The sequence below is a fragment of the Tepidiforma sp. genome (assembly GCF_034433535.1).
Lineage (GTDB): Bacteria > Chloroflexota > Dehalococcoidia > Tepidiformales > Tepidiformaceae > Tepidiforma.
Genome location: NZ_DAOUAO010000104.1, coordinates 1 through 10,088, shown reverse-complemented (window position 1 = coordinate 10,088; position 10,088 = coordinate 1). Strand labels below are relative to the sequence as shown.

Genomic DNA, 10,088 nt, shown 5'->3' with positions numbered 1-10,088 from the left:
GCCCGCGCCGGTGGTCGCCCATCGTCACCTGCAGGTAGAGGCAGCGCGCCGCCAGCCGGCGCGGTTCGCGGTCCATCATCATGGGTCCAACTTTACCCCTCAGCCGCGCCGTGCGCCGCGCCCGCCTGCTGGAAGTTCGCCCCCGGCCCCGCTACCCTCCGCGCATGCCGCTTCCGGTCGATTCCCCCGGCGCTGCTGCCGCCTACGACTGCGATGTCCTCGTGGTCGGCGGGGGCATCGCCGGGCTCTCAGCCGCGATCTCCGCCCGCCAGGCCGGCGCCTCCGTCATCCTCATCGAAAAGGCGCCGCCAGGGCACCGCGGCGGCAACACCCGCTTCGCCGATGCCCAGGTGCGCTACCCCCACGAGGCCGATGCCTACCACCCCCGCACCTACACCGTCGACGATATGTTCGACGACCTCATGCGCATCTCCGGCGGGCGCGCTAACCCCGAGCTGGTCCGCACCCTCTGCGAACAGGCCGGCTCCGCCGTCGACTGGCTCACGTCGCTCGGCATCGAATGGGAGGCCGGCTACCCCCACACCGGCGGCTACCGGCGCAGCCCCAGGGCCGGCGGCAAGGGCCTCGTCGATACCCTCTACCGCCGCCTCGAAAGCCTCGGCGGGGCCGTCAGCTACCGCACCGCCGCGCTCGACCTCCTCCTCGCCCCCGATGGCGGCATCGCCGGGGCCCGCGCCCGCAGCCCGGAAGGCCTCATCGACCTCCGCGCCGCCGGCGGCGTCATCCTCGCCTGCGGCGGCTTCCAGGCCAACCCCGAGCTGCGCGTCCGCTACCTCGGCCGCTTCGCCGATGCCCTCATCCTCCGGGGCAGCCGCTACAACACCGGCGAAGGCCTCCTCATGGCGATCGCCGCCGGCGCGCGGCCCGCCGGCCAGTGGGGCGATTACCACTCCGCCGTCCTCGATGCCCGCTCGCCCCGCATCGAATGCGGCGTCACCGCGCTCTACAACTACCAGCTGGGCATCTTCATCGACCGCCACGGCCGCCGATTCCTCGATGAGGGCGAAGATTTCCGCGACCACACCTACGTGAAATTCTCCAAGCACATCATCGAGCACGCAGGGGGACAGGCCTGGTGCGTGTTCGACCAGCGCGCCTACCAGCGCGAGGAGTTCGCCCGCGCCTGGCGCCCGGTCGGCCCGCCCCTCCAGTCCGCAACGCTCGAAGGGCTCGCCCGCCAGATGGGCGTCCCCGCCGAGGCCTTCCTCGAGACCGTCGCCGCCTTCAACGCCGCCGTCCAGCCCGGCGACTACGACCTCGACCGTCTCGACGGCAAGTGCACCCTCGGCATCACCCCGCCGAAGAGCAACTGGGCGCTTCCCATCGATACCCCGCCCTACCTCGCGATCCCCGTCACCGGCGGCATCACCTTCACCTTCGGCGGCCTCGCCTGCGATACCTCGGCGCGCGTGCTCGATACCCGCGGCGAACCCCTGCCCGGCCTCTACGCCGCCGGCGAGCCCATGGGCGAACTCTTCTACGACAACTACCCCGGCGCAACGTCCGTGCTCCGCGGCGCCGTCTACGGCCGCATCGCCGGCGCCCACGCCGCCGCCCGCGCGAAGGGGTAGGCGCCGCCAACCTGTTCCGGTTCGACCCGCCCGCCGATATCTCCGGTATGAAGCACCTCTGGACGTGGGGCGTTCGCAACCCGGCCATCTTCCTCGCCGTGCTCGCCGCCCTCGCCGGCTGGCAGGGCATCGCCGCCTGGTCCCTCGCCTGGACCACGGTCCTCGCCTTCGCCCTCGTGGCAGAGGCCGGTCACCGGCTCGCCCTCCGCGCCCGCCGACGCGAGGCGAAGAAGCAGGCCGCCATCGAAGCCCTCGCCGCCACCGCCCTCCTGCGCGAACAGCTCCGCACCGCCGGCCGCCGCGCCGCCTGACCGGCCCCTTCCCGGCCGCCGTCAGCCCGCTCCCTTCCCCGCGAGGCTGCCTGCCGCTAGGCTACGGCCCAATGGGAGCCAACTCCCCCTGGACGTTCCTCACGAACCACGCCCACGTCCTGCTCTGCATCGCGAACGACCCCGGCATCCGCCTGCGCGACGTCGCCGAGCGCGTCGGCATCACCGAGCGGGCCGCCCAGCGCATCGTCCGCGACCTTGTCGAAGCCGGCTACCTCACCCGGCAAAGAGTCGGCCGCCGCAACCTGTACAACATCCATGCCGAACTCCCCCTCCGTCACCCGGTAGAGCGTGCCCACCAGGTCAGCGAACTCCTGCGCCTGATCGAACCCCCGGCCTGAGCGGTAGGGCGCAACTTCGAGACTTGCGCCACATCAGGCCGACCTGCCCGCGTTGACTGCCTGACCGAACCCCCGGCCTGAGCAACAGGGGGCGGCCGCATTCACGCAGACCGAACAGCGCGCTACCATACCGTGAGAGCGCCCGGCCCGCGGGCACCCCGAGCCTCGATAGCTCAGCTGGTAGAGCGAGCGATTCGTAATCGCTAGGTCCAGGGTTCGAATCCCTGTCGAGGCTCCATATCACCAACACTGCCCCCGCCCCTTCCCCTCCGCCTCCCGGGGCCAGGCACCCCGTTCCTCGCCCACCCGCCCTTACTGGCCGGTCAACCTTTTCAAACCTGCCAATGACAGGTCGTCGAATTCTGTTCGCTTTCGAGCATTTCCACCCGGGAATCCATTGACACCCGCCCTCCCGCATCCGTAGATATCGCGAGGAGCTATAGGTGCGAATCGAGTGGATAGGGGAATCCTATCGCCCCACCGCCGTCGTACCGTCCGCGTACCAAGCTCTCGCAGGGGGATCTCATGTCTGGTTCTTACTGGGACCGCTACTGGAAGCAGCGCCACAACCGGCGCCGTTTCCTCGGCGGCGCAACCGCTCTTACCGCCGGCGCCGCTGGCCTCGCCCTCGTCGGCTGCGGCGATGACGATGACGACGGCGGCCTCTCCGGCCTCGCCACGCCCACGCCCGGCGCCAACCCAACCCCGACCCCGGTCGACCCCTTCGCCAATGCGAAGCGCGGCGGCACCTACCGGATCAGCTTCACCGGCGACCCGCCCTCCATCGACCCCTACGGCAACCTTTCCTTCCTCACCAAGGGCTACGCCGCCTACGTCTACAGCCGCCTCTTCAAGTACAACGCCGGCCCCGGCGTCCGCCAGGCCGACCTCAGGCCCGTCCCCGATCTCGCCGCCAGCGCTGAAGCCAGCCCCGACGGCCTTACCTGGACCATCAAGCTCAAGCCCAACGTCAAGTTCCACAACATCGCCCCGGTCAACGGCCGCACCGTCGATTCCGACGACGTCAAGTACTCCTGGGGCCGCGCCACCGCCGAAACCAACACCAACCGCTCCCAGGTCGCCTTCGTCGATTCGGTCCAGTACCCCGACAAGCAGACAGTCGTCTTCAAGCTCAAAGAGCCCAACGCCGCCTTCCTCGACATCCTCGCCGATGCCAACCTCATCTGGATCCTGCCGAAAGAGGCGGAGGGCGGCTTCGACCCGGCGAAAACCTCCATCGGTTCCGGCCCCTGGGTCCTCGAAAGCTACACCCCATCCGTCGGCTTCAAGCTCAAGAAGAACCCCGAGTGGCACGTGAGCGGCTTCCCGCTCATGGATGGCGTCGACATCTCCATCATCCCCGAATACGCCAACCGCCTCGCCCAGTTCCAGGCCGGCAACAGCGACGTCGAAGGCCTCAACGCCGAAGACCTCGTCAACGTCAAAGGCGCCCTGCCCAACGTCCAGCTCTACGGCGAAGTCAGCCAGCTCGTCTCCTGGGTCTACCTCGACCCGAACCCCGATTCGCCCTGGAACAAGGACCCGCGCGTCCGCCTGGCCATCTCCATGGCCCTCGACCGCGCCTCCCTGCTCGACCTCCAGTACAACGTCAAAAAGCTCAAGGACGCCGGCCTCGCCGTCTCCGAAAAGTGGAACAACCTCATCCCGGCCGGCAACCCCCGCTTCTGGCTCGACCCGCTCAGCGCCGAGCAGGGCGAATCCAGCAAGTACTTCAAGTACGACCCGGCCGAGGCCAAGAAGCTCCTCGCCGCTGCCGGCTACCCCGATGGCTTCAGCACCGTCTACCAGTACACCGCCAACCGCTACGGCTCCGGCTTCAACTCCGTCGCCGAGGCCAACATCCAGATGATCAACGCCATCGGCATCAAGACCACCACCGACGTCCAGGACTACTCGTCCAAGTACATCACCCAGACGTTCACCGGCAACTTCACCGGTATCGCCTTCGGTTACGAGACGCCCTTCCCCGAGGCCGGCGGCTACCCCATCCGGCTCTTCACCGACAACCCCCTGAACCACTCCCGGGTCAAGGATGCCGAGCTCGAACAGCTCGCCCGCGCCCAGCAGCGCGAACTCGACCCGGAGAAGCGCAAGCAGCTCTTCTACGACATCCAGCGCAAGAACGCCGAAAAGATGTACTACATCCCCCACGTCGCCGGCGCCGGCACCGCCTGGACCGGCTACCGCGAATGGGTCAAGAACGTCGACATCCAGACCGTGCCCGGCTCCTACGGCGCCGGGACCGAGGAGGTGCCCTTCATCTGGCTGGACCGCGCCTAGCGCGCATCCTTCAGCCGAATAAAACCGCTCGCAGTTCGCGTACACTACGCCCGCCCAACGGGGTGGGTCGGCATCGCCGGCCCACCCCGAAGAATGCCCACCGCGAGGTCAGCCCATGCAACGGTACATCGCCCGGCGCCTCCTCCTGATGATCCCCACCCTCCTCGGCGTGACGTTCGTTGTCTTCGTCATCGTCCGCGCCGTCCCGGGTGATGTCGTCGACCTCGTCCTCGGCGAGTTCGGCGCCGGCGACCAGGCCGCCAAGGAGGCCATCCGCAAAGAATTCGGCCTCGAAGGCAACATCGTCGCCCAGTACCTCCGCTGGCTCGGCGATATCGTCCAGCTCGACCTCGGCAAGTCCCTCATCTCCAACCGCGAAGTCACCTCCGAACTCCGCAACCGCCTGCCCGTCACCTTCCAGCTCGGCGCGATGGCCATCTTCTTCTCCCTGCTCATCGCCATCCCCGTCGGCGTTATCTCCGCCATTCGCCAGGACACCTGGGCCGATTACGCCGGGCGCAGCTTCGCCATCGGCCTCCTCGCCGCCCCCAACTTCTGGATCGCCATCCTCCTCATCAGCCTCGCCGCCCGCTACTTCCAGTGGGGCGTCCCGCCCGCCCGTTACATCAGCTTCGGTGATGACCCAATCGGCAACCTCAAGCTGATGTTCATGCCCGCGCTCATCCTCGGCGGCGGCCTCTCCGGCTCCGTCATGCGCTTCACCCGCTCCTCCATGCTCGAAGTCCTTCGCCAGGACTACATCCGCACCGCCTGGGCCAAGGGCCTGCGCGAACGCGTCATCATCATCCGCCACGCCATGCGCAACGCCCTCATCCCGGTCATCACCGTCATCGGCCTCCAGCTCCCCGTTCTCGTCGGCGGCACTGTCATCATCGAAACCGTCTACTCCATCCCCGGCATGGGCCGCTATTACGTCTCCTCCATCGATCAGAAGGACTATCCCGTCATCCAGGCCGTCAACATCGTCGTCGCGCTGGTGGTGGTGTTCGCCAACCTCACCGTCGACGTCCTCTACTCCGTCATCGATCCCCGTATCAGGTACTCGTAGCCATGGCCACCGACGCGAAAGTCCTCGAAACCTACGCCCTCCGTCCCGAGGTCACCCGCCTCGGTCGCATCCGCCGCAACGTGGCCAGCTTCATCCGGCACAAGCCGCTCGGCACCTTCGGTGCCGTCGTCGTCATCCTCCTCATCCTCATGGCCGCCTTCCCCCAGGCGTTCACCTTCGGCAAGAACCCCGATATCGGCGTCCTTTCCGAACGCTTCGAAGGGCCCTCCGCTTCCCACTGGTTCGGCACCGACCAGCAGGGCCGCGACCTCTACACCCGCATCGTCTACGGTGCCCGCAACTCCATCCTCATCGGGTTCGGCGTCGTCGCCATCTCCTCCACCGTCGCCCTCGCCCTCGGCGTCGTCTCCGGGTACTTTGGCGGCAAGTTCGATATCCTCCTCCAGCGCCTCGTCGATATCGGCATCGCTCTCCCCGGCCTCATCTTCATCATCCTCTTCGTCACCTCCATCCAGCAGATCCCGGTCAACCTCCGCATCGTCCTCGCCGTCGGCATGCTGGTGGCGCTCGGGCAGTCCCGCGTCATCCGCGGGGCGGCCATCTCGGCCAAGCAAAACCAGTACGTCGAAGCCGCCCGCGTCGTCGGCGCCTCCGACCTCCGCATCATCTTCCGCCACGTCACTCCCAACGTGATTCCCGTCCTCATCGTCGGCGCCTCCATCCAGGTCGGCGGCGCCGTCCTGGTCGAATCCTCCCTCGCCTTCCTCGGCTACGGCGTCCAGCCGCCCACCGCCTCCTGGGGCCGCATGCTCAACGAAGCCCGCGAACGGCTCACCCAGTATCCCCACGTCGCCATCTTCCCCGGGCTCGTCATCTTCCTCACCGTCTACGCCTTCAACATGCTCGGCGACGCCCTCCGCGACGTCCTCGACCCCCGCCTCCGCGGCTCCCGCTAACTGGCCGCCATCTCGCCCTCGCCCCCCGGGCCATCGCCCTGTACAATGCCTCAACGGGCCCCCGGGAAAACGGGGGCCCGGAGTCTGTCTGCCATGCCCATCATCGTCGTCGTTGGCGGGCAGTGGGGCGACGAAGGCAAGGGCCGCATCGTCGACCTCCTCGCCCGCAAAGCTCGAGTCGTTGCCCGCTACTCCGCCGGCAATAACGCCGGCCACACCATCGTCAACGAACTCGGCGAATTCAAGCTCCACCTCGTCCCCGCCGGCATCTTCTACCCCGAAAAAACCTGCGTCATCGGCAACGGCGTCGCCGTCGACCCCGAGGTCCTCCTCGGCGAAATCGAAGACCTCGAGCGCAAGAACATCGATACCTCCCGCCTCGTCGTCTCCGACCGCGCCCACGTCATCATGCCGTGGCATCGCCTCCTCGATCAGCTCGATGAGAAAGCACGCGGCGCCCACGCCATCGGCACCACCGGCAAAGGCGTCGGTCCCTGCTTCGCCGATAAGGTCGCCCGCCGCGGCATCCGCATCTGCGACCTTCTCCGCCGCGACGACCTGGTCCCCCGCATCGAAGCCGCCCTCGCCTACCAGAACCGCGTCATCACCGGCGTCTACGGCGCCGAGCCGCTCGACTTCTCCGAGTGCCTCGAACGGTACATCGACTACGGCGAGCGCCTCCGCCCCTACGTCGGCGACGTCCAGGAGATCGTCCTGGAGGCCCACCGCCGCGGCGATTACGTCCTCCTCGAGGGCGCCCAGGGCTCCCTCCTCGACCTCGACCACGGCACCTACCCGTACGTCACCTCCAGCGTCCCTTCGTCGTCCTCCTCCGGCGCCGCCCTCGGCGTCGGCATCGGCCCCACCGATATCTCCCGCGTCGTCGGCGTCTTCAAGAGCTACTGCACCCGTGTCGGCAACGGGCCCTTCCCCACCGAACTGTTCGATGCCACCGCCGACCAGCTCCGCGACCACGGCAAGGAGTTCGGCCGCGGCGAATACGGCACCACCACCGGCCGCCCGCGCCGCATCGGCTGGCTCGATGCCGTCGCAGCCCGCTACAGCGTCCGCTTCAACGGCCTCTCCGCCGTCGCCCTCACCCGCCTCGACGTCCTCGATGACCTCCCGTCCATCAAGATCTGCACGGCCTACGAGCTCGACGGCAAAATCATCGAAACCTTCCCCGCTCGCGAATCCCTGCTCGAGCGGGTTCGGCCCGTCTACGAAGAGCTCCCCGGCTGGCAGCGGCCCACCACGAACGTCCGCTCCTTCGATGACCTCCCGCCGCAGGCACAGGCCTTCATCCGCCGCGTCGAAGACCTGCTCGACTGCCCCGTCGACCTCATCTCCGTCGGTCCCGCCCGCGAACAGGCCATCATCGTCAACCCCATCCTCTAGACCACGGGTCCCGCGCCATGTACACCCTCGTCCTTCTCCGCCACGGCGAATCCGCCTGGAACCGCGAAAACCGCTTCACCGGCTGGCACGATGTGCCCCTCAGCGAAACCGGGCGCGACGAAGCCCGCAAAGCCGGCGAGCTCATGCGCGCCGAGGGCCTCGCCTTCGATGTCGTCCACACCTCGCTCCTCCGCCGCGCCATCGAAACCGTCAACATCGCCCTCGATGTCATGGACCAGCACTGGATCCCGGTCCACCGTCACTGGCGCCTGAACGAACGCCACTACGGCGCCCTCCAGGGCCTCAATAAGAAGGAAACGAGCGACCGCTACGGTCCCGAGCAAGTCTTCGCCTGGCGCCGCAGCTACGACATCCCCCCGCCCCCGCTCGACCCCTCCGACCCCCGCCACCCCCGCTTCGACCGCCGCTATGCCGCCCTCCCTCCCGACCTCCTGCCCGCGACCGAGTGCCTCAAGGACGTCGTCGCCCGCATGCTCCCCTACTGGTACGACGCCATCGTCCCCGACCTCCGGGCCGGCCGGCGCGTGCTCATCGGCGCCCACGGCAACAGCCTGCGCGCGCTCGTCAAGCACCTCGATAGCATCAGCGATGAGGCCATCGCCGAGCTGAACATCCCCACCGGCATCCCCCTCCTGTATCAGCTGGGCGACGACCTCCGCCCCATCAGCTCGCGCTACCTCGGCGACCCCGAGGCCGCCCGCGCCGCCGCGGAAGCCGTCGCCCGCCAGGCCGGCTGAAGGTGGCCGCTCAGCCCGCGGTCGCCGCGCCCTGCGCCTTCCGCTTCTCCTCCCGGCGCCGGTCGGCGATCTTCCGGTACGTCTTCTTCACCCCGAAGATGGGATAGATCTTCTCGAACGTCCCCGGTGCCAGCTCCGCCAGCACCGCCGTTGGCCGGGCGGGTACCCAGAACTGCAGCATCTCCGGGCGATTCTTCCGGATCGCTTTCACCACATCCCGCGCCACCCGCTCCGGCTTCACCGTCCCCGCCAGGAACGAGGCCTTCGCCCCTGTCTCCCGCTCCCAGTCGGCGTACATGCCGGCATCCGCCACGAAGCCCGGGCAAATCGCGCTGGCCGAAACCCCCGTCCCCTGCAGCTCGCAGCGCAGCCCCTCCGTGAAGGCGATCAGCCCCGCCTTCGAGGCCGCATACGGCGAGGAGTACGGCACCGGCACCTTCCCCGCCAGCGAGGCGATGTTCACGATGTGCCCCCGCTTCCGCTCCAGCATCCCCGGCAGCACCAGCCGCGTCAGCTGCATCGGCGCGATCAGGTTCACCCGGATGATCCGGTCCAGCTCCTCATCGTCCTGGTCCTCGAAGTGCGCCGTCACCTCGATCCCGGCGTTGTTCACCAGGATATCGATGCGCCCGAACTCCGCTGTGGCGGCCGAAACCAGCGAGCGCCGCGCATCAGCGTCCGCCACATCGCACGCTACTGCCAGCGCCCGTCGCCCCATCGACCGGATCTCGGCCGCAAGCTGCTCCAGCGAGGCCGCCGTCCGCGCCGCCACCACCACATCGCAGCCCGCCTGCGCCAGCTCCTGCGCGATGTACGTCCCAATCCCGCGCGATGCGCCAGTCACCACCGCCACCTTGCCTTCGAGATTCTTCATCGTCATAACCCTCCCGACGGATTGCCCGGCAGTCTACCCCAACCCCCGGCCCGCCGGGAACCCCCGCAGCCGCCGTTCGGCGCCTGAATGCAGCACACCCCGGTGGTATCCTTGTCCCGTGAGCACCTCCGCCCGGGCGCCCATCCGCCCCCGAACGGCAGCAGCCTGGTTGCTGGTCGCCATCCTGCCCATGCTCACCTACTTCGGCCACTGGCCCGAGCTGGCCATCCCGCTCCCGGGCACCGATGCCGTCTTCTCGCTCCCCTTTGCCAGCCGCGAAGCCGCCGCCGGCGACCACCACAGCCACTGCCACGGCGATTCGGCCGGCTGTGCCAATGGCTCCGGCGGGGCCGGCCTCGTCCTCGTGCTCCTTGCCCCGGAAATCGCCCTCGGTCCCGCCGGCGGCCCCCTGCGTCGGCTCGCCGTCCGCGCCTGGCGGCCCGCGCGCAGCCACCTCCCGGCGCCCGAGCCCGGCCCGCCCCGCACCTCCCCCCGCCCCGCCTGAGCTG

General features: G+C 68.6%; 10 protein-coding genes and 1 tRNA gene. 10 read left to right on the top strand and 1 reads right to left on the bottom strand.

The genetic code is table 11. The annotated features are described in order from the left end of the window. Nucleotides 1-164: 164 nt before the first annotated feature. The 9 genes from tcuA to gpmA all read left to right on the top strand — a co-directional run bounded on the left by tcuA (nucleotide 165) and on the right by gpmA (nucleotide 8,705). A complete protein-coding gene (tcuA, locus tag VAE46_RS05730; protein WP_322795958.1) occupies nucleotides 165-1,592 on the top strand; it encodes an FAD-dependent tricarballylate dehydrogenase TcuA in 1,428 nt (475 codons plus the stop codon). A 47-nt stretch (nucleotides 1,593-1,639) separates the two neighbouring features. Further along, nucleotides 1,640-1,903 (top strand): hypothetical protein, encoded by a 264-nt coding sequence (locus VAE46_RS05725; protein WP_322795957.1) that lies wholly within the window; start codon nucleotides 1,640-1,642, stop codon nucleotides 1,901-1,903. Between the two features lie 71 nt (nucleotides 1,904-1,974). After that, entirely contained in the window at nucleotides 1,975-2,262 is a 288-nt protein-coding gene (locus tag VAE46_RS05720) for a winged helix-turn-helix domain-containing protein (protein ID WP_322795956.1), read from the top strand. Between the two features lie 162 nt (nucleotides 2,263-2,424). Further along, a tRNA-Thr gene (locus tag VAE46_RS05715) sits at nucleotides 2,425-2,500 on the top strand. A gap of 287 nt (nucleotides 2,501-2,787) precedes the next feature. After that, nucleotides 2,788-4,563 (top strand): ABC transporter substrate-binding protein, encoded by a 1,776-nt coding sequence (locus VAE46_RS05710; protein ID WP_322795955.1) that lies wholly within the window; start codon nucleotides 2,788-2,790, stop codon nucleotides 4,561-4,563. 115 nt (nucleotides 4,564-4,678) lie between these two features. After that, nucleotides 4,679-5,632 (top strand): ABC transporter permease, encoded by a 954-nt coding sequence (locus tag VAE46_RS05705; RefSeq protein WP_322795954.1) that lies wholly within the window; start codon nucleotides 4,679-4,681, stop codon nucleotides 5,630-5,632. Nucleotides 5,633-5,634: 2 nt separating this feature from the next. After that, entirely contained in the window at nucleotides 5,635-6,549 is a 915-nt protein-coding gene (locus VAE46_RS05700; protein WP_322795953.1) for an ABC transporter permease, read from the top strand. A 93-nt stretch (nucleotides 6,550-6,642) separates the two neighbouring features. Next, nucleotides 6,643-7,947 carry an adenylosuccinate synthase gene (locus VAE46_RS05695; protein WP_322795952.1) on the top strand — a complete coding sequence of 435 codons (1,305 nt, stop codon included), beginning with the start codon at nucleotides 6,643-6,645 and terminating at the stop codon, nucleotides 7,945-7,947. A 17-nt stretch (nucleotides 7,948-7,964) separates the two neighbouring features. Then, entirely contained in the window at nucleotides 7,965-8,705 is a 741-nt protein-coding gene (gene gpmA / locus VAE46_RS05690; protein ID WP_322795951.1) for a 2,3-diphosphoglycerate-dependent phosphoglycerate mutase, read from the top strand. A gap of 10 nt (nucleotides 8,706-8,715) precedes the next feature. Here gpmA and VAE46_RS05685 read toward each other — a convergent pair whose 3' ends face one another. Next, nucleotides 8,716-9,579 carry an SDR family NAD(P)-dependent oxidoreductase gene (locus VAE46_RS05685; RefSeq protein ID WP_322795950.1) on the bottom strand — a complete coding sequence of 288 codons (864 nt, stop codon included), beginning with the start codon at nucleotides 9,577-9,579 and terminating at the stop codon, nucleotides 8,716-8,718. 118 nt (nucleotides 9,580-9,697) lie between these two features. Here VAE46_RS05685 and VAE46_RS05680 point away from each other — a divergent pair, with 118 nt between their 5' ends. Continuing rightward, on the top strand, nucleotides 9,698-10,084 hold the full coding sequence (locus tag VAE46_RS05680) for a hypothetical protein (protein ID WP_322795949.1): 387 nt from the start codon (nucleotides 9,698-9,700) through the stop codon (nucleotides 10,082-10,084). Nucleotides 10,085-10,088 lie beyond the last annotated feature (4 nt).

Bases quoted from the DNA above. Each gene is read 5' to 3' on its own strand.
- VAE46_RS05725 (WP_322795957.1), top strand. From the start codon at position 1,640: ATGAAGCACCTCTGGACGTGGGGCGTTCGCAACCCGGCCATCTTCCTC.
- tcuA (WP_322795958.1), top strand. From the start codon at position 165: ATGCCGCTTCCGGTCGATTCCCCCGGCGCTGCTGCCGCCTACGACTGC.
- VAE46_RS05720 (WP_322795956.1), top strand. From the start codon at position 1,975: ATGGGAGCCAACTCCCCCTGGACGTTCCTCACGAACCACGCCCACGTC.
- gpmA (WP_322795951.1), top strand. From the start codon at position 7,965: ATGTACACCCTCGTCCTTCTCCGCCACGGCGAATCCGCCTGGAACCGC.
- VAE46_RS05710 (WP_322795955.1), top strand. From the start codon at position 2,788: ATGTCTGGTTCTTACTGGGACCGCTACTGGAAGCAGCGCCACAACCGG.
- VAE46_RS05685 (WP_322795950.1), bottom strand. From the start codon at position 9,579: ATGAAGAATCTCGAAGGCAAGGTGGCGGTGGTGACTGGCGCATCGCGC.
- VAE46_RS05700 (WP_322795953.1), top strand. From the start codon at position 5,635: ATGGCCACCGACGCGAAAGTCCTCGAAACCTACGCCCTCCGTCCCGAG.
- VAE46_RS05705 (WP_322795954.1), top strand. From the start codon at position 4,679: ATGCAACGGTACATCGCCCGGCGCCTCCTCCTGATGATCCCCACCCTC.
- VAE46_RS05695 (WP_322795952.1), top strand. From the start codon at position 6,643: ATGCCCATCATCGTCGTCGTTGGCGGGCAGTGGGGCGACGAAGGCAAG.